Annotated in this window: 9 protein-coding genes; 5 read left to right on the top strand and 4 right to left on the bottom strand. The window is 72.0% G+C overall.

Translation table 11 applies throughout. The features are described 5' to 3' along the window. Positions 1-52 precede the first annotated feature (52 nt). Positions 53-4,711 carry an ATP-dependent helicase gene (locus JOF40_RS11500; RefSeq protein ID WP_129185122.1) on the top strand — a complete coding sequence of 1,553 codons (4,659 nt, stop codon included), beginning with the start codon at positions 53-55 and terminating at the stop codon, positions 4,709-4,711. After that, on the top strand, positions 4,704-5,483 hold the full coding sequence (locus JOF40_RS11495) for a DNA-formamidopyrimidine glycosylase family protein (protein WP_129185123.1): 780 nt from the start codon (positions 4,704-4,706) through the stop codon (positions 5,481-5,483). Before JOF40_RS11500 ends, JOF40_RS11495 begins: the two co-directional genes overlap by 8 nt. Positions 5,484-5,495: 12 nt before the next feature. Here the strand turns inward: JOF40_RS11495 and JOF40_RS11490 are convergent, their stop codons facing one another. Further along, the gene (locus tag JOF40_RS11490) at positions 5,496-6,965 is read right to left on the bottom strand and encodes a flavin-containing monooxygenase (RefSeq protein ID WP_129185124.1); all 1,470 of its coding nucleotides are present in this window, start codon (positions 6,963-6,965) and stop codon (positions 5,496-5,498) included. A gap of 120 nt (positions 6,966-7,085) precedes the next feature. On the opposite strand from JOF40_RS11490, the gene JOF40_RS11485 reads away from it, so the two are divergent. Further along, positions 7,086-7,709, top strand: coding sequence for a vitamin K epoxide reductase family protein (locus JOF40_RS11485; protein ID WP_209674551.1), 624 nt, complete (start codon positions 7,086-7,088; stop codon positions 7,707-7,709). A gap of 15 nt (positions 7,710-7,724) precedes the next feature. Here the strand turns inward: JOF40_RS11485 and JOF40_RS11480 are convergent, their stop codons facing one another. The 3 genes from JOF40_RS11480 to JOF40_RS11470 all read right to left on the bottom strand — a co-directional run bounded on the left by JOF40_RS11480 (position 7,725) and on the right by JOF40_RS11470 (position 17,492). Further along, positions 7,725-8,012, bottom strand: a complete 288-nt coding sequence (locus JOF40_RS11480) for a 4a-hydroxytetrahydrobiopterin dehydratase (RefSeq protein WP_129185125.1) — start codon at positions 8,010-8,012, stop codon at positions 7,725-7,727. Between the two features lie 61 nt (positions 8,013-8,073). Further along, positions 8,074-8,463, bottom strand: coding sequence for a holo-ACP synthase AcpS (gene acpS, locus JOF40_RS11475; protein ID WP_129185126.1), 390 nt, complete (start codon positions 8,461-8,463; stop codon positions 8,074-8,076). Then, positions 8,460-17,492, bottom strand: coding sequence for a type I polyketide synthase (locus JOF40_RS11470; protein WP_246152956.1), 9,033 nt, complete (start codon positions 17,490-17,492; stop codon positions 8,460-8,462). Before JOF40_RS11470 ends, acpS begins: the two co-directional genes overlap by 4 nt. Before the next feature lie 194 nt (positions 17,493-17,686). Between JOF40_RS11470 and JOF40_RS11465 the strand changes: the two genes are divergently transcribed. Both JOF40_RS11465 and JOF40_RS11460 read left to right on the top strand, forming a co-directional pair. Further along, on the top strand, positions 17,687-18,685 hold the full coding sequence (locus tag JOF40_RS11465; RefSeq protein WP_129185128.1) for a LysR family transcriptional regulator: 999 nt from the start codon (positions 17,687-17,689) through the stop codon (positions 18,683-18,685). Positions 18,686-18,781: 96 nt separating this feature from the next. Then, entirely contained in the window at positions 18,782-20,389 is a 1,608-nt protein-coding gene (locus JOF40_RS11460) for a M4 family metallopeptidase (protein ID WP_129185129.1), read from the top strand.

The following is a 20,389-nucleotide window of genomic DNA, read 5'->3' as shown; positions in this document are numbered from 1 at the left end:
TGCCCGTCCGTGGTCTCCAGCACATGTCGGTGGTGGCTGGGACGATGGACGCATGACCTCGGCGCTCGATCGGTTCGCTCCCGCCACGCGGGCGTGGTTCAGCGAGTCCTTCGACGGCCCGACCCCCGCGCAGGAGGGTGCCTGGCAGGGCGTCGCCGGCGACGAGCACGTCCTGGTCGTCGCCCCCACGGGATCGGGCAAGACGCTCGCGGCGTTCCTGTCGGCGATCGACCGCCTGATGCACGCCGAGGCTCCGACGACGGCGGACGACGGCTCCGGTGCCGACGAGGCGGCGCCCGGCACGCGCGTGCTCTACATCTCGCCACTCAAGGCCTTGGCGGTCGACGTCGAGCGCAACCTCCGCTCCCCCCTCGTGGGCATCACGCAGGCCGCGGCCAGGCGCGGCGACTCCTTCCGCGACGTCACGGTGGGCGTCCGGTCGGGCGACACCTCGCAGCGCGACCGTCGGGCGCTCATCACCCGCCCGCCCGACATCCTCATCACGACGCCCGAGTCGCTGTTCCTGATGCTCACCTCGGCCGCCCGCGAGACCCTGCGCACCGTCGACACCGTCATCATCGACGAGATCCACGCCGTCGCCGGCACCAAGCGCGGCGCTCATCTCGCGGTGTCGCTCGAGCGGCTCGACGGCCTGCTGGACTCACCCGCGCGGCGCATCGGGCTCAGCGCGACGGTGCGCCCCCACGACGAGGTCGCCCGGTTCCTCGCCGGCTCCGCGCGGGTGCAGGTCGTGGCGCCCGCGGCCGCCACCCGGCTCGCGCTCGAGGTCGAGGTGCCCGTCGACGACATGACCAAGATCCCCGCACCGCCCCGCGACGAGGGCAGCGGAGCCCGGTCGCTCGCACCGGGCGACGACGAGCAGCCCCGCGGCAGCATCTGGCCGCACGTCGAAGAGGCCGTCATGCACCGCGTGCTGAAGCACCGGTCCACCATCATCTTCGTCAACTCCCGCGGGGTCGCCGAGCGCCTGACGGCCCGCCTCAACGAGGCCTACGCGGCGCACCTGGGCCATGTCGACTCCCCCGACGGCGATGGCGGCACGTCGGCCCGCGCGCCCGCGCAGAAGGGCAGCAGCACCCAGACGACCGCGGCGTCGTCCGACGACCCCGAGCTCGTGCTGGCCCGCGCCCACCACGGCTCGGTCAGCAAGGAGCAGCGCGCGCTCATCGAGGACGACCTCAAGTCGGGGCGGCTGCGCTGCGTCGTGGCGACGTCGAGCCTCGAGCTGGGCATCGACATGGGAGCGGTCGACCTCGTCATCCAGGTCTCGTCGCCGCCCTCGGTGGCCAGCGGCCTGCAACGGGTGGGGCGCGCGGGCCACCAGGTCGGCGAGATCTCCCAGGGCGTCACCTACCCGACATCGAGGCCCGATCTGCTGGGCTCCGCCGTCGTGACGTCCCGCATGCAGTCCGGACTCATCGAGCGGCTCGACGTCCCCGCCAACCCGCTCGACATCCTGGCCCAGCACACCGTCGCCGCCACGGCGCTCGAGGGCATCGACGTCGAGGAGTGGTTCGACACCGTCCGGCGCAGCGCGCCGTTCGCGACGCTGCCACGATCGGCGTTCGACGCGACGCTCGACCTGTTGTCGGGCCGCTACCCGTCCGACGAGTTCGCCGAGCTGCGGCCGCGCATCGTGTGGGACCGCGACGCCGGCACCATCACGGGCCGCCCCGGCGCGCAGCGGCTCGCCGTCACGAGCGGCGGCACGATCCCCGACCGCGGCATGTTCGGCGTGTTCCTGGCTGCCGGCACGGAGGAGACCGGTTCCCGCAAGGTCGGCGAGCTCGACGAGGAGATGGTCTACGAGTCGCGCATCAACGACGTCTTCGCCCTCGGTGCCACGAGCTGGCGCATCCAGGAGATCACCCACGACCGGGTCAACGTCACGCCCGCCTTCGGGCAGCCCGCACGGCTCCCGTTCTGGAAGGGCGACGCGATCGGACGCCCCTACGAGCTCGGCGAGGCCATCGGCGCGTTCGTCCGCGAGGCGTCCACGCTGGCTCCCGACGCGCTCGCCGAGCGCACAGCGGCGCTGGGGCTCGACCGTCGCGCGGCCGACAACCTCGGTGCCTACCTGCGCGACCAGAAGGAGGCCACGGGTCAGGTGCCGTCCGACCGCACGCTCCTGGTCGAGCGGTTCCGCGACGAGCTCGGCGACTGGCGCGTCGTGCTGCACTCGCCGTTCGGGCGACGCGTGCACGCACCGTGGGCCCTGGCGGTCGCGGCGCGCATCATTGAGCGCTACGGCATGGACGGCTCGGTCGTGGCCAGCGACGACGGCATCGTCGCCCGCATCCCCGACACCGAGGTCGAGCCGCCCGGTGCCGAGCTGTTCGTGTTCGACACCGACGAGCTCGACACGATCGTCACCGCCGAGGTCGGCGGATCGGCGCTGTTCGCGTCCCGGTTCCGTGAGTGCGCCTCACGGGCGCTGCTGCTGCCGCGGCGCAATCCCGGCTCCCGCGCTCCCCTGTGGCAGCAGCGCCAGAGGTCGGCGCAGCTGCTCGACGTCGCTCGCAAGTACCCGTCGTTCCCGATCCTGCTCGAGACCGCGCGCGAGTGCCTGCAGGACGTCTACGACCTCCCCGCCCTCACCACGCTATCGCGGCGCCTGGCCTCCCGCGAGGTGCAGATCGCCGAGGTCACGACCGAGCGGGCGTCGCCGTTCGCCCAGAACCTGCTGTTCGGCTACGTCGCGGCGTTCCTCTACGAGGGCGACACGCCGTTGGCCGAACGGCGTGCGTCCGCCCTGACGCTCGATCCCACCCTGCTGGCCGAGCTGCTGGGTCGCGCCGAGCTGCGCGAACTGCTCGACCCCGAGGTGCTCGAGCACCTCGAGCTCGAGCTGCAACGCCTCACCGACGACCGCCGGGCCAAGGACGTCGAGGGAGTCGCCGACCTCCTGCGGCTGCTCGGGCCGCTGAGCACCGCCGAGGTGCAGGCCCGCGTCCAGCCCGACCTGGCCGAGGCCGCGCCCGCCTGGTTGGCCGAACTCCAGACCGCGCGACGCGTCATCGAGGTCGCGGTGGCCGGCGACGTCCGCTGGGCCGTCGTCGAGGACGCCGGGCGTCTGCGCGACGCCCTGGGCGTCGTGGTGCCGATGGGCATCTCCGAGGCGCACCTCGAGGTCGTCGCCGATCCCCTGCTCGACCTGGTGTCACGCCACACCCGCACGCACGGACCGTTCACGAGCTCCGACGTCGCGTCCCGGTTCGGCATCGGCGTCGCGATCGCCGACCAGGTGCTGCGCCGGCTGTCCCGCGACGGACGGCTGACCGAGGGCGAGTTCCGCCCGCAGGCCACGGGCAGCGAGTGGGTCGAGCCGGGCGTGCTGCGACGCCTCCGCTCGCGGTCGCTGGCCGCGGCCCGCCAGCAGGTCGAGCCCGTCGACCCGCTGACGTTCGCGCGCTTCCTGCCCGCGTGGCAGGGCGTCGGCGGCACCGTTCGCGGCGCCGAGGGCGTGCTCGCCACGATCGACCAGCTCGCGGGTCTCGCGCTGCCCGCGTCCGCGTGGGAGTCGCTCGTCCTGCCGGCCAGGGTGCGCGACTACTCCCCCGCGATGCTCGACGAGCTGACGTCGGCCGGCGAGGTCGTCTGGTCGGGTGCCGGCTCGCTGCCCGGCAACGACGGCTGGGTGCAGCTGCATCCCGCCGACTTCGTGCTGCGGGCCGCCGGAGCGCAGGCCGCCGAGCCGCTCGACCCCGATGCGCTGCCCGCCACGATCGCAGCCGCGCTCGACGGCGGCGGGGCCTACCTGTTCCGCCAGCTGATCGACACGTTGACCGCGCAGCAGCCCGAAGGCGTGGGCGTCGGCACCGGCGTCGACCAGGCCGAGGTGGCGGCCGCGCTGTGGAGCCTCGTGTGGTCAGGCCACATCAGCAACGACACCTTCGCGCCCGTGCGCACGCTGGTCGGACGCGGCGGTGCCCACCGCACGACCCGCCCCGCACCACGCGCGCGCCTGCACGGCCGCCGCGTCCGATCGCCGCGCGTGGCCCTGCAGGGCCCGCCGACCGTGGGCGGACGGTGGTTCTCGCTCGCCGAGACCGCCGACGACCCCACGAGCCAGCAGCTCGCCCGCACCGAGTCGCTCGTCGGGCGCTACGGCGTCGTGACCCGCGGATCGGTCATGGCCGAGCAGACGCCCGGCGGCTTCGCCGCGATCTACCGGGTGCTGCGCGAGCTCGAGCAGAGCGGCTCGGTGCTGCGCGGCTACTACATCGAGACATTGGGAGCCGCGCAGTTCGGCGCACCCGCCACGGTCGACCGCATGCGGGCCTTCGTCCTCGACGACGAGCGGCCGACCGATGCCACGGCCGTGACACTCGCCGCGACCGATCCGGCCAATCCCTACGGCGCCGCCCTGGCGTGGCCCGAGCGTCCCGTCGACGACGCCGGCACCCGCCACCGTCCTGCCCGCAAGGCGGGGTCGCTCGTCGTGATGCACGACGGCCACCTCGTGCTCTACCTCGAGCGCGGCGGCAAGAAGGCGCTGGTCTTCGACGATGACCCGGCCCGGCTCACCGCGGCTGCCCGCTCCCTCGTGTCGCTGGTGCGTGCCCGTCGCATGAGCCGGCTCACGATCGAGACGGTCGACGCGCGGCCGGTCGCGTCGTCGGCCCTGGGCGAGGCGCTGATCGAGGCGGGCTTCGAGCAGACCGTCAAGGGGTTGCGGCTCGATGCCTGAGGGCGACACCGTCTGGCGCACGGCCCACCACCTGCACGAGGCCCTGGCGGGTCGCGAGCTGACCCGCACCGACTTCAGGGTCCCGGCCTTCGCGACGCTCGACCTCTCGGGGCAGGTCGTCGACGAGGTCGTCAGCCGGGGCAAGCACCTGCTGATCCGCACGCCCGGCCACAGCATCCACTCGCACCTCAAGATGGAGGGTGCGTGGCACGTGCAGCGGCTCGACTCGCCGTGGCGTCGTCCCGGCCACTCGGCGCGCGCGGTGCTCGAGAACGACGAGTGGCAGGCGATCGGCTACTCCCTCGGCATCCTCGAGGTCGTCGAGATCGGCGACGAGGAGTCGGTCGTCGGTCACCTCGGACCCGATCTGCTCGGCCCCGACTGGAGTCTCGACAAGGCCGTCGCGCGCACCGGCTCCGATCCGTCCCGACCGGTGTTCCTGGCCCTGCTCGACCAGCGCAACCTCGCGGGCTTCGGCAACGAGTACGTCAACGAGCTGTTGTTCATCATGGGCCTGCTGCCCACCCGCCCCGTCGGCGAGGTGCCCGACCTGCGCCGCGTCATCTCCCGCGGCCAGCGCATGCTCGACGTCAACAAGGCGCGCGTCGAGCGGTCGTTCACCGGCAGCACCCGCACGGGCGAGGACCGCTGGGTCTACAGCCGCGAGCGCGGGCGCTGCCGGCGCTGCGGCACCCGGCTGAGCAGCGGCAAGCTCGGCGACCGGCCCACGACCGAGCGCGACACCTTCTGGTGCCCGCACTGCCAGACCTGAGTCGCCGCGGGCTCAGGCCGGGACGGCCGCCGGCACCGTCGCCCTGCCGAACACCATCTCCTGATCGAGGTCGGTGTGCTTCATGTCGCGGGAGTCGAGGAACCAGTTCTGCCGGATCGTCCACGGCGACGTCGATCCCTGCTGCGGCAGCAGATCGGCCACGCGGGTGACGTAGCCCGACGACAGGTCGAGGATCGGGGCAGCCTGGCCCGCAGCGCCCCGCGGATCGGGCATGCCGAAGTCATGACCCGTGGCGTCGAGGTGGTTGATCAGGCGGCACACGTACTGCGACGACAGGTCGGCGCGCAGCGTCCACGAGGCATTGGTGTACCCGACGCACCACGCGAAGTTGGGCATGCCACTGAACATCAGCCCCTTGTAGACGTACAGCTCGTGGGCGTCGATCGCCCGGCCGTCCACCTCGAAGTCGATCTGGCCCAGCGCCACGACCTGCAGGCCCGTCGCGGTGACGACGATGTCGGCGTCGAGGTGCTCGCCGGAGTCGAGGTCGATGCCCGTGGGCGTGAATCGCGCGATGGTGTCGGTGACGATCGAGGCCTTGCCGCGCCGGATCGACCGGAAGAGGTCGCCGTCGGGCACGACGCAGAGCCGCTGGTCCCACGGGTCGTAGCGCGGCGTGAAGTGCCGCATGTCGGTGCCCTGCGGCAGCTGGCGCTTGGCGCGGGCCAGCAGGATCCTGCGCGCCAGCTGGGGGAATCGGCGGCAGAACAGGTAGAAGCCGATCGCGACGCTGGCGTTCTTGCGGCGGGTGACCCGGTGCGCGAGACCGGCCGGCAGCAGCCTGCGGATCAGCGGCGCGAGGGTGTCCTTCGACGGCAGCGTCGTGATGTACGTCGGCGAGCGCTGCAGCATCGTGATGTGCGAGACGTCGTCAGCCATCGACGGGATGAGCGTCACGGCGGTCGCGCCGCTGCCGATCACGACGACCTCCTTGCCCTCGTACTGCAGGTCTGCCGGCCAGAACTGCGGGTGGACGACCTGGCCCTCGAAGGTGTCGAGCCCCGGGAAGTCGGGGGTGAAGCCCGTGTCGTAGCTGTAGTAGCCGCTGCAGAGGTACAGGAACGACGCGGTCTGCACGACGGTCTGGTCACCCACCGTCGACGTCACGGTCCAGCGCGCCTCCTCGGACGACCACGCGGCGCGGACGACCCGGTGCCCGAACCGGATGTGGTCGCGGATGCCGAACTCGTCGGCGGCCTCGTCGATGTAGTCGCGGATGTCGCTGCCGTCGGCGATGGCCTTGGTGTTGGTCCACGGCTTGAACGGGAAGCTCAGCGTGTACATGTCGGAGTCGGACCGGATGCCCGGGTAGCGGAACAGGTCCCACGTGCCGCCCACGGCCTCGCGCGACTCCAGCAGTGCGTAGGTCTTGCCGGGGCACTGCTCCTGCAGCCGGTACGCGGCACCGATGCCCGAGAGGCCGGCTCCGACGATGATGACGTCGACGTGCTGTTCGTCCATGATGACCTCTTCAGGGCGCGGTTCAGATAACGAGAATATGTGAACTGTAGCCGACCTCGTCCTCTCCGACCAGCGGCATCACAGGACGACAGGTTGACCCGTCGCCCTAGGATCACTGTCATGACTGACGAGATGGTGCTCGACCACATCGACCGCGAGACGCCCGAACGCTCCGATCGCGGCCTTGGCTTGCTGCTGACGGTCGGCGGAGCGATCGGCCTGCTCGCGGCGGCGGTGCTGATCATCGACAAGGTCAAGTTCCTCCAGGACGAGGCCGACGGCAAGACGGCTCAGCTGGCCTGCGACATCAACGCGTTCGTCAGCTGCGGCGGAGTCATCAACACCGACCAGGCATCGGCCTTCGGCTTCCCCAACCCGATCATCGGCGTCGCCGGCTTCGCTGTCGTGGTGACGCTCGGCGTCCTGATGCTCGCTCGGGTGCAGCTGCCCCGGTTCATGTGGCTGGGCCTGCAGGCCGGCGCGCTGTTCGGCATCGGCTTCGTGACGTGGCTGCAGTCGCAGAGCATCTACGAGATCGGCAAGCTCTGCCCGTGGTGCATGGTCGTGTGGACCGTCATGATCCCGATCTTCGTCTGGCTCACGGCGCGCAACCTGACGGTCTTCGCGCCCGGCAACGCCGTGTCGCGCGTCGTCGGCGACTGGACGCTGCTGATCAACGTGCTCTGGTACGTCGCGGTCATCTCGGCGATCTGGTTCAAGTTCGGCTCGAACCTCTGGGCCTGAGACCGCCTGCGCGGCTCAGCTCGCTGCGGCAAGCCTCTCGAGCACCCGCGCGAGCTGCACGTCGCGATCCGTGACTCCCCCGACGTCGTGGCTGCTGAGCCGGATGTCGACGCGGTTGTAGACATTGGTCCACTCGGGGTGGTGGTCCATCTCGTCGATGGGGCCGGCGGCACGGCCGATGAAGGCGATGGCGGCACCGAAGTCGGCGAACTCGAACGACTTCACGAGCGCCTCGCCCTCCTGCGACCACCCCGGCAGGGCCTCGAGCGCGTCTTCGATCTGGGCATCCGTGAACGGGGTCATCCCCTCACGCTAACGCCGTGGTCCACACGCGCAAGCGGGTGCGGGCGTCGAAGGAGACGCGCTAACGGCTGAGGACGACGTACGCGGTCGCGTAGTCGCCGTCGTGGCTCAGCGACACCTCCAGCGCGTGGCCCGCGAGGTGACGCGCCACCTCACCGTGCAGCCGGATGCGCGGACGCCCCCACGCGTCGGCGACCAGCTCGATCAGGTGGTGCACGTGCTCCGACATGACGGGGGCCTCTCCGTGCATCGAGGCCGACCACGCCTTGATGACCGCTTCCTTGGCCGCCCAGCGCGCCGCGAGGTGTCGCCCGGGGTCGGTCGTGCGACCCCGGGCGTCCCGCAGCTCACCGGGCAGGAAAGCCCCCTCGAAACGCGTGCCGGGCAGGTCGAGCTGGTCCACGAACGACGGCACGTGGACCAGGTCGACACCGACCCCGACGACCGTCACTCGCAGGCAGCCCCGAAGTAGGCGCCGTCATCGCCCAGGCGCGCCTCGGCGTCGAGCAGCATGCCCGCCTCACGGGTGCGCACGCCGGCCGAGCCGAGCCGGCGGTCACCCGGACGGGCGTACAGCGGCTCGCCGCCGTACATCGCCCGGACGAGCCGCATGCGACCCTCGATCAGACGCTCCTCGGCACGTGCCAGGTAGGCGTCCTTCTCGTCGTCGCTCAACGTCGCGACGAAGCCCTGCGGGTGGACGATCGCGAGCAGGCCCGCGACGTGACCGAAGCCGAGGCTCGTGACCAGGCCGGCCTTGAGCTGACCCGTCGCGAGCGGCTCCCGCAGCCACACGAGGTGCTCGTGCTCGGCGAGGTCGTCCATGACGCAGTCGAGGCTGCGGTTGGGCGGCACGACGCCGCCGGTCAGCACCTGGCACAGCCCGATGATCTGGAATGCCGCAGCGCCTCCCTTGGCGTGACCCGTCAGCGACTTCTGCGACATCACGAACAGCGGGTTGCCGTCGCTGCGACCGATCGCCGCGGCGAGCCGCTCGTGCAGCTCGGACTCGTTGCGCTCGTTGACGCCCGTCGACGTGTCGTGCTTCGACAGCACCGCGACGTCGTCGGCCGTCAGGCCCACCGAGGCGAGGCCACGGGCGAGCGCCGAACGGCGTCCACCGAGACCCGCGGCCAGCGCACCGATGCCCGGGGCCGGGATCGACGTGTGGACGCCGTCGGCGAACGAGCCGGCGTAGGCCACGACACCCAGCACCGGCAGACCCATGCGGGCCGCGACGTCGCCGCGGGCCAGCAGGATCGTGCCGCCGCCCTGCGACTCCACGAACCCGCCGTAGCGACGGTCGTTGCCGCGGCTGAAGTAGCGGTCCTCGAGGCCCTTGGCGCTCATCGCGGCCGAGTCGGCGGTGGCCGACATGTCCGCGAAGCCCACGATGCCCTCGATGCTCAGGTCGTCGAACCCACCCGACACGACGAACTCCGCCTTGCCGAGCCGGATCTTGTCGACGCCCTCCTCGACCGAGACGGCCGTCGTGGCGCAGGCCGCGACGGGGTGCACCATCGCACCGTACGAGCCGACGTACGACTGCACGACGTGCGCCGCGATGACGTTCGGCAGCGCCTCCTGCAGGATGTCGTTGGCCTTGCTCTCGCCCAGCAGCGTGTCGATGTAGAGCGACTGCATCGACTGCATGCCGCCCATGCCGGTGCCCTGCGTGTTGGCCACGAGCGCGGGGTGGACCCACTTCATGAGCTCGGACGGCGTGAAGCCGCTCGAGAGGAACGCGTCGACGGTGCAGATCAGGTTCCAGAGCGCGACGCGGTCGATCGACTCGACCATCTCGGCCGGGACGCCCCACACCGTCGGGTCGAAGCCCGTCGGGATCTGGCCGCCGACCGTGCGGGTCAGCTTCATGCGGCGCGGCACGCGGATCTCGGTGCCGGCCTTGCGGGTCACGGTCCAGTCGCCGTCGGCGGACGCCGTGATGACGGTCCGCTCCGGGTCGGCGTCGCGCAGCGCCCGGGCCTCCGCCTCGTTGCCGACCGTGAACGACAGGTCGTCGTCGAGGTAGACCGACGTCAGCAGCGGGGCCGTGTTGTCGACCATCGAGCCCTCGTCGACGTAGCGGCGGATGCCGACGGCCTCGCGGACGGTCTCCTCGTACCGCTCGACCAGATCGGCCTCGTCGACCTTCTCCTGCGTCGCGGTGTCGAACCAGCCGCCACCCTGCTCGTCCCAGCTGACCAGTCCGGTCGACCAGGCCAGCTCGAGGACGCCGGCGGCCGACAGCTCGTCGGACACCTCGACCTCGAAGCGCGTGCGGGCCGAGCCGTAGGGGCCGAGCTCACCTGCGCCGACGATGACCACGAGGTCCTCGGGACGTGTGTCGATGGGGGCCCAGTCGAGCGTCTCGACGCGGTCGAGCTGTGCCGGCGACGGGGCGAGGGCCGTGATGGTGCCGGAAACGTCGGGCGTGACGACCTCCGGACGCTCGAGGCCCTCGGCCAGCGCCTTCATGTCGATCTTCGTGCCGCCGAGGCCGCCCGTGAGGTCGACCGTGAGCGGCTCGCTCAGCGCGGCGACGCGCGCCGCCGGCTCGCAGGTCGCGAGCAGCGCCGCCGCCATGTCGGACGGCGTCCAGGTGCGGACGCCCGCGGCCTCGACCGCGTCGACCAGCGGGTCGTTCGCGCCCATCAGGCCCGTGCCGCGCACCCAGCCGATGATGGCGTGGGCCAGCGTCACGCGCTCGCCCCACGTGCGCTCGGCCGACCAGCGCGACACCAAGGCGTCGAGCGACGCCTTGGCCTCGCCGTAGCCGCCGTCGCCGCCGAACATGCCGCGGTTGGGCGAGCCCGGCAGGACGACGTGCAGCGTGGCGTCGATGTCGTGGTCCTGGCCGTGCGCGGACATCGCGCCGATGAGGCGCTCGACCGACCACAGCAGGATGCGCATGTCGACCTCGGTGCGGCTGCCCGCGTCGGTGAGGTCGCCGGCGACCCGTCCGGCCGCGAACGGGAACAGCAGGGTCGGCGTCATGGCCGGCTTGAGCACCGTCGTGGCACCCGCCCGCGTCTGCGTCTGCTCGCCGTTGATCCAGGTCGCGAGCGCGTCGACGTCGGCGAACGACGCCATGTTGGCCGGCACGACCCACAGGGCAGCCCCGTGCACGGCGTGCCTGCGGTAGAGATCCTTGAAGAAGGCGAGCTTCGCCGGGCCCATGCCCGACGTCGTCGCGACGACCGTCGCACCACCGGCGAGCAGCTGGGCCGTGACGCCCGCGGCGATCGAGCCCTTGCTGGCACCCGTGACGACCGCGAGGTCGTCGGACCACTGGCCGGCGGTCGTGGCGAGCGCGTCGGACGCGATCTGACGGAAGCGGTCCGCCAGGTTCACGTCGTCCACGTGCTCGGACCACCAGGTGGCCTGCGCCGAGACGACCGCGCCGGCACCCACGAAGGAGGCATCGACGGTCTGACCGACGGCCAGGCGCGCGAGGTCCTCGCGCGCCGAGGCCCAGCGGTCGTCGAACAGGACGGCCTGGAGCGGGTCGAACGCCGGGGCGGTGAGCTTGGCCCATTCGCTGCCGAGCTCGGACTCGACCCGGGCGAGCACCTCGGCGTCGGCCGCGTCGGGCTCGACGACGGTCGCGACCGGCGTGAGTCCGAGCTGGTCGAGCACCAGGCGTGCCGACGAGGCGAGGACGCCGTCGGGGCCCGTGATCTGCGCCGTGAACTCGCTGAGCGCGGCCGCATCGATCGTGGCCTCTCCCCCGCCGGTGGCCGGCAGCGCGACGCTGACGCCGTGGCGCGCGGCCACGGCCTGGACGCTCGCGTCGACCGCGGCGTCGACGTCGGCGGCCGACGAGATCGAGGTCAAGGACCCGAACTCACCACCGCGGACGCTGGCGCCGTCACGGCTCGACATCGCGAGCTCGGCGAGCACGTGGCTCGCCCAGCCCGCGCCGAGCTGCCACACGTCCGTGACGCGCTCGGCGATCGCGGCCTGGCGCTTGCCCGTGGGGCCGAGCACCTTCTTGAGGTGGTCGCCGATGGCCTCGGTGAGCACCGGGCCGAACGGCTTGTAGCCGCGGGCCAGGCCCTTGACCTGGGCCGACAGCGAGGGGATGTCGGCGTCGGCGGCACCGTCGATGGCACCGAGGCCCAGCTCGCCGCCGAGGTCGACGAGCAGCTGGTTGCGTCGCGACGACGCGCCGTCGCACAGCGACTCGATCGAGTCGGCCGCGCCGATCTGGTCGAGGCGCATCTTGGTCCACCACGCGATGAGCAGCTGCGTGGCGTCGGCCGCGTCGTACGTCAGGTCGGCCGGACGGGGGCCCGCCGAGGTCGCCGCCGCGGGAGCCGCAGCCGCTGCCGCGGGTGCCGCCGACGTCTCGGCCGACTCGGCCGGCGCTGCGGGCGCGTCGTCCTCGATGGGCGCCTGCTCCTCGTCGGTCGAGAAGACCGCGCCGTTGTCGCGCTCGAAGTTGAGCACCTGCACGGCAGGTCCGAGGCGTCCCGGCAGCTTGAGCGTCGAAGCCGCCAGGTTCGCGACGGTCGGCGACTGGCCGACACCGATCTCGACGAATCGCTCGACGCCGAGGCCGCCCTCGGCGACCGGGGTGAAGAACAGGTCCTGCGTCTCGATCCAGCGCACGGGGCTCGCGAACTGCCACGCGAGCAGCTCGATCAGCACGACCCGGCACAGCTCGCCGGGCCGCGTCGCCCACGACTCGTAGTCGGCCAGGACGTCGTCGAGCGGCTGCGACGGCACCAGGTCGGCGATCTCCTGCAGGAAGGCGCGGTCGAGCGTGAACGGCCGCGGCACCAGGTTGGGCACGTAGCGACCCTCAAGGATCGTGGGGTCGATCGTCGCGGGCAGCAGCTCCTGCAGCCGCAGGCGGAAGTCCGGGACGCCGCCGTGCAGCACCGTGGAGTGGAACGGCACGTCGATGCCGGGCACCAGGATGAACGCGGCCTTGCCACCGAACTCGGCGCGGCGGCGGTTGACCTCGGTCTCGAGCACCTCGAGGCCGGCGACGGTGCCGGCGATCGCGTACTGCGAGTCGCGCAGGTTGTAGTTGACGATCTGCAGGAACTCGCCGGTGCGGTCGGCGATGCCGTCGACGAACGCCGTGACGTCGTCGTCGGTCAGGCCGATCTGCGAGGGGCGGATCGCGGCGAGCCGGTAGTCGCTGCGGCCGGCTGCGTCACGCGGCACGAGAGCGTGCATGACGGAGCCGCGCTGGAAGACGACCTCGACGACGGCCTCGAGCGGGATGACGCCCGACACCGCGGCCAGCGCGTTGTACTCGCCGACCGAGTGGCCGGCCAGGATCGAGCCCTCGACGAACGAGCCCGACTCGCGCAGCTCGGCCATCTGGGCGGCGCCGAGCACCGCCATCGCGACCTGCGTGAACTGCGTCAGGAACAGCACGCCGTCGGGGTGCTTGTGCGTCGTGCCGCGGGTCACCAGCGTCGTCGGGTTGTCGCGCACGACCGTCAGGATCGAGAAGCCGAGGGCGTCGCGGGTGTGGGCGTCGGCGCGGTCCCAGATCTCCCGGGCGGCCTTCGAGCGCTGGTAGGCGGCCATGCCCATGCCGGGGTGCTGGATGCCCTGTCCCGGGAAGGCGTAGGCGGTGCGGGGCGCAGCGATGCGTGCCGTCGCCGACATGACGACGTCACCGCCCGAGCGCACCGTCACGTCGACGATCTCCGCACCGGCGTCGAGGCCGACCCGGTCGGCCTGCACCGAGACGGGGGCACCGGGTGCCAGGGGCGACATGAAGCGCGTCGTCCAACCCGTGATGCGGCGGCTCGAGCCGCCGCCCTCGGCGAGCACCTGCTGCGCGGCGGCCGAGATCCACATGCCGTGGACGATCGGGTCGCCCAGGCCGGCGAGGCGCGCTGCGGCGACGTTGGTGTGGATGGGGTTGTGGTCGCCCGTGACGGCGGCGAACGCGCGCAGGTCGCTCGGGGCGACCAGCGAGGCCGAGGCGCGTCCCTTGCGAGGCGTGTCGTGGACGTCGTCACCCAGCGATCCGCCGGCGCGCTCGGGATCGACCAGCTGGCCGGCACCCGCGCGTCCTCGGATCGCGAAGCGCTCGCGCAGCGTCGCGAGGTCGCCGTCGGCGGTCGAGATCGTGACGTCGACCGCCACGACCCGGCCGAAGTCGGTGTCCTCGATCGTGTCGAGCACCGACGAGATGACCAGGCGCGTCGGCGTGAGCGGCGGCGTGCCGGTCAGGCGGATCGCGTGATCGAGGTGCACCAGGTCGAGCATGCCCTCGATGACGGGCACACCGTCGGACGTCGTGGCATCGCCGAGCACGGCGAAGACCGAGGGCCAGGCGAGACCGACGAGCACGTCGGGCACGGGGTGGACGGGCACGGACGCGCCGGTGACACCTGCGTGGTCGGCGACGAGGTCAGGATCCCACTCGACGGTCACGCTGGCGCGGCCTGCCGTGACGGACGGGACGTCACCGCCGGCGGCACCGACGACGAGCGCACGCATCGCGTCCGCGGCAGCGTCCGTCGAGACGACGGGGGCGGCACCGACCAGCACGGAGCGGTCGACCGTGATGCGCAGCGTGAGCGGACGCGCCATCGGCACGGTCAGCTCGGCCACGTCGGCCGCGACCTGCACGAGGGTCGCACCGGTCTCGGGGTGCTCGGCGTGCTCGGGGTCGACGACGACCCAGCCGGCTCCGAGGCGGTGGACGGGGTTGCGGACCGTGCGACCGGCCCACACCAGGTCGGGTGCGGCGAGGACGAGCGACAGCGCCTCACCGGCGTCGTCATCGACGCGGCGGCGTCCGGCGACCCGGAGCGGCGAGCGTCCCGAGGCCAGCAGGCCGTCGATCGTGGCGTCCTCGAAGCGGCGCAGCAGCTCGGCGACGGGCTCGTCGACGCGGTCGATGCCCGCGACGGAGAGCGTGCCGGGGATGATGCAGACCTCGTCGGCGGTGTAGCGGGCGTCGTGGGCCTGCCACAGCGAGTCCGAGCGCCACCAGCGGCGCACGTCCTGGTCGAGCACCGGCACGAAGTTGACCGGCTTGCCGGGCGTGCGGCACTGGTCGACGAAGAACAGCACGTCGGCCGGGTGCATGGTGACGGCTTCGCCGTGGGGATAACAACGCAACAGTTCCTGGAGCGCCGCGGCACCGTCGTCGACCGACGACGCATCGGCGAACAGCGTGTCGATCGGACCCCGGTCGGCGGCATGCAGACGAGCCTCGGCGCGCTGCAGCATCGCGACGAAACGGTTGCGCAGCGTGACGTCGAGCCACGTGGGCGTGCCCGACAGCTCGAGGAAGCGCGTGAGCCACTGGTCGTACGTCATGGTCTCGACGTCGCCGAAGTACGGCTTGGCCGTGCGGTTGAGCGCCTCGACGATCTCGTCGCGACGCTCGGCGACCGCCTCGGCGTCGCCCGCGACCTCGTCGAGCAGCCGTCCCGTGCGGGACGCCGCGTTGTCGATCTCGTGGATGTCGGCACCGAGCTGGCTGCGGCCCGACGCCATGCCGCCCTGGGCCGTGCCCGCACCGACCCAGGCACCCGTGCCGCCGGTCTCGACCAGCAGCTGCTTGACGGCGGGCGACGTCGTGGCCTCGAGGGTCGCCATCGCGGCGGTGCCGACCAGGATGCCGTCGAGCGGCATGCGGGGAAATCCGTGGCGCGTGGCCCAGTCACCCGTCAGGTACGCCGCGGCGACCTCGGGCGTGCCGATGCCCCCGCCGACGCAGACGACGACGTTGTCGAGCGCGCGCAGCTCGCCGTACGTCGCGATCAGCAGCTCGTCGAGGTCCTCCCACGAGTGGTGACCGCCGGCCTTGCCACCCTCGATCTGGATGTGGACCGCGGTCGGCGCGACGGCCTTCGCGATCGCGACGACCTGGCGGATCTGCTTGACCGTGCCGGGCTTGAACACGACCTGGGTGATGCCGGCCTCGTTCAGCTCCTCGACCAGGGCGACGGCCTCGTCGAGCTCGGGGATGCCGGCCGTGACGACGACGCCGTCGATGGGCGAGCCTGCCGCGCGGGCACGCTGCACGAGCCGCTTCTGCCCGAGCTGCAGCTTCCAGAGGTAGGGGTCGAGGAACAGCGAGTTGAACTGGTACGTGCTGCCCTCGGTCAGCAGCTCGTCGAGTCGCGCGACGTTGGCGGCGAAGATCTCCTCGGTGACCTGTCCACCGCCGGCGAGCTCGGCCCAGAAGCCGGCGTTGGCGGCGGCCGCGACGATCGCGGGGTCGACCGTCGTGGGCGTCATGCCGGCCAGCAGCGCGGGCGACTTGCCGGTCAGCCGGGTGAAGCGCGTCTCGACGTGCAGCGAGCCGTCCGGCAGCGTCACGACGGTGGGCTCGTAGGCCGACCACGGCGTCGACGGGCGGGGGGCCGCACCGGCGGCGGTCAGCTCACGGTGACCGCGGCGTGTCGTGGTGGCGATGACCGACGCACCGCGCACCTGCAGGTCGCGGGCCGACAGCCGGGCGGCGAGGTCGCCGGGGCCGAGGTCGAGCACCCACGACGCACCGGCGTCCATGGCCTGCTCGAGCGAGGCGACCCAGTCGACGGGGTCGACGATCGAGCGCATCGTCAGCGTCCGCGCGGTCTCACTGTCGATGCCGCAGGCCGCGGCCCACGTGGCGACGAGGTCGGCGGCCTCGGCGAGATCGGGGTGGTGGAACGCGAGCTGAGCCGGGAGCGGCTCCAGCACGGGGGCGAACGGCGAGCCGCCCGAGACCTTGCGGTCGCGATCGGCCTTCTCGGCGGCGGCGATCTCGTCGAAGCGGGTCTCGACGACGCGCAGGCTCTCGGCGGGGCCCGACAGGACGACGCTGCGACGGCCGTTGCGCAGGCGCGACACGACGCGCAGCGACGCGGGCAGCTCGGCGAGGATCTCGTCGATGCGGGCGGGGACGACGTTCGAGACGCTCAGCATGGTCTGGCCGAGCAGACCGCGGCGGCGCCCGACGAGCTGCGCGGCGGCACCGATCAGGCGGGCCACGGCGAGCAGCTCGGCGTCGGGGACACCGGCCAGCGACTGGGTCGCGAGGTAGCCCTGCGAGTGGCCGACGACCGCGGCCGGGGCGAGCGCCGTGGGGTCGATGCCCTGACGGTGCAGCGCGCGGATGCCGGCCAGCTGCGCCAGCAGGATGCCGGGCACCGACGCTCCGGGTGTATCCAGCACCTCGGAGGTCGGCAGCACGGGGGCGTCCTCGTCGTCGGCGGACTCCGCCGAGGCGAGGACGTCGGCCCACGCCAACGGCGTGAACGTCACGCCGACGCGGGCCAGCTCGGGGCCGACGGGGACGAGCATCGACTCGGCCTGGGCCACGAGCGTCTCGAGCTCGGCCTCGAGGGCGAAGTCGCGGACGAGACCGGCCAGCGGCTCGAGCCAGGCAGCGCCCTGACCGCCGAAGGCGATCGCGTAGGGGGTGCCGGCGAGCAGCCGGTCGACGAGCGCTCCGCGGCGCTCGGAGGTGGGGGTCGCGGCGAGCGGGGTGTCGAACGTGGTCACGTGGTGTCCCTTTGGCGTCACTGCCGTCGCTGGATCGACGGGCGGTCCGTCCATCTTCGCAAAACATGAGGACTTCCTCAACTTTAATGCGAGGGTTTCCTCATGTTTTCGTGAGAAGTGGATCACGCCCGGTGCCCGAGGCTTCGACACGACGCCGAAACGTCCCGGTCGTACGATGAAAACGGGGGTTACACATGGAGATCGACACCAGGCACCTGCGGATGGTCAAGGCCGTGGCGGACGAGGGCAGCATCACGCGGGCCGCCACCGCCCTCGGCACCACGCAACCGGCCCTGACCCGGCAGCTGCGGCGGGTCGAGGAGCATCTCGGCGGGCCACTGTTCGAGCGCTCCCGTGCGGGTGCCGAGCTGACCCCGCTCGGGCGGCTCGTCGTCGGCCGCGCCCACGCCGTGCTGTCGGTCATCGACACGCTCCAGGCCGATGCGACCGGCGGGGCCGGTGGGGTCACCCGGCCCATGCCCGCCCAGGTGCGCATCGGCGTCAAGTTCGGCAACGCCCTCGTCGGGCTCATCCGGGGCCTGCGGTCGGTCGTGCCCAGCACCGAGATCGTCACCGAGAGCGAGACCCGCATCGACGGGCTGCTCGACCTGCTCAGCTCGCACCGCCTCGACTTCGCCGTCGTCCACGAGTTCGTCGGGCACGAGCTCGACCTCGACTCCCGGCTGCGCGTGCGCCCCGTCGGCTGCGAGCCTGCCTTCGTGCTCATGGCCGTCGACCATCCGCTGGCCGGTCACGACGAGCTCGAGCTGTCCCGGCTGCGCGACGAGAAGTGGCTCATGTCGCCGCTCGACGTCGACCGCGAGGCCGACTGCATGACCCGCATCTGCTTCGACGCGGGGTTCTCCCCCGTCATCAGCCACTACCTCAGCGACGGCCACGCGGTCGAGCTGATCCGCGCAGGCGAGGCCATCGCGCTCAGCACGCCCACCAACCGCGACTCCGGCATGGTGCTCAAGCCCTTGGTCGGCACGCCCATGCAGACCCGGCGGCTGCTGCTCGTCGATCGCGACAACCCCTTCGCCGAGCACCTCGACAAGCTCGCCCGGTTCACGGCCGACACGCTCGCCGAGACGCTCGAGAAGCAGCCGGTCTACAAGGCCTGGAAGGACGTTCACGGCGCGCTGCCCCTGGGCCCGCGGCCTCGCCCCGGTGCGGTCCTGACCGACCTGTAGCCGTCCTCGACGTGCCCGTGGCATGGCCGGTTGGCATGAACGGGACGGCCGGAAGTCATTACCGTCCTGCCTACCGACCACCGAGAGGACCACCCCATGAAGAAGGTCATTGCTGCCGCAGGCGGGACCCTGCTGGCCACGGGTCTGTGCGTCGCCGTGCCGTCACCCGGCACCGCGGCGACGAACCCGACGTCCGACCCCGCCGCCGTGGCGAAGGACTACATCCAGGAGAACCCCGGCCGCGTCCGCGCCGGCACCGACGACGCGTTCACCGCGACCCGCACGGCGACCTCCCCCGACGGCAGCTCGCACGTCCGCTTCAGCCGCACGTACAAGGGGCTGCCCGTCGTCGGCGGCGACTTCGTGGTCCACCTGAGCACGGCCGAGAAGGTGACCGGCACGTCGGTCGCCCAGGCCGAGAAGATCGCGGTGTCCACGGCGCCGAAGGTCACCAAGGGGGTCGCCCAGCAGAAGGCGCTCGGCGCGTCCAAGGCCGCGTCGCCCGACGCCGCCGCGTCCCGCCTCGTGGTCGACGCACGCTCCGGCACCCCGGCGCTGGCCTACCGCACGGTCGTCACCGGCGTCCAGGCCGATGGCCAGACGCCGAGCCGCCGCATCGTGCTCACCGATGCGTCGTCCGGCAGCGTCCGCTCGAGCGAGGAGACGATCCTCACGCCCATCAAGGTCGGCACGGTCTCGGGGGCCGCGTCGCCCGCATCGGCCTCACCGACCGCCACGGCGACCGGGACCGGCCGGGGCATCTTCATCGGCACCGTGCCACTCAGCACCAGCACCGGCTCGTCGGGCTACTCGCTGGTCGACGCCGTCCGCGGCAACGGCCGTACGTGCGACCTCAAGAACCGCACCTCGGGCACGTGCACGACGTTCACCGACGCCGACAACGCCTGGGGCAACGGCTCGTACACCGATCGCGCCTCGGCCGCGGTCGACGCGCACTACGGCGCCTCCACGACGTTCGACTACTTCAAGAACGTGCAGGGCCGCAACGGCATCTTCGGCAACGGCACCGGCGTCCCGTCCCGCGTCCACTACGGCAACAGCTACATCAACGCGTTCTGGGACGGTGCGCAGATGACGTACGGCGACGGCTCGGGCAACCGCGCCCCGCTCGTCGCGATCGACGTCGCGGGCCACGAGATGACGCACGGCGTCACCGAGAACACCGCCGGCCTGGGCTACAGCGGCGATGCGGGCGGCCTCAACGAGGCGACCAGCGACATCTTCGGGACGATGGTCGAGTTCTACGCCAACAGCTCGGCCGACACCCCCGACTTCTTGATCGGCGAGAAGATCGACATCAACGGCGACGGCACGCCGCTGCGCTACATGGACGATCCCAGCAAGGACGGCGCGTCCTACCGGTGCTGGAGCTCGGCCGTTCCGGGGTCCGACCCGCACTACTCCTCGGGCGTCGGCAACCACCTCTTCTTCCTGCTCGCCAACGGCAGCGGCCAGACCACCTACGGCAACAGCCCGACGTGCAACGGATCGACCGTGACGGGCATCGGCCGTGACAAGGCCGCGAAGATCTGGTTCAACGCTCTCGACCACTACATGACGAGCACCGAGACGTACGCCAAGGCGCGTCTCGACACCGTCCAGGCCGCGACGGACCTCTACGGCGCGAGCAGCGCCGAGGTCGCCGCCGTCAAGGCCACGTGGTCCGCCGTCAACGTCAGCTGA

Source organism: Aeromicrobium fastidiosum (assembly GCF_017876595.1).
Lineage (GTDB): Bacteria > Actinomycetota > Actinomycetes > Propionibacteriales > Nocardioidaceae > Aeromicrobium > Aeromicrobium fastidiosum.
This window is presented reverse-complemented; position numbering and strand designations above follow the sequence as displayed.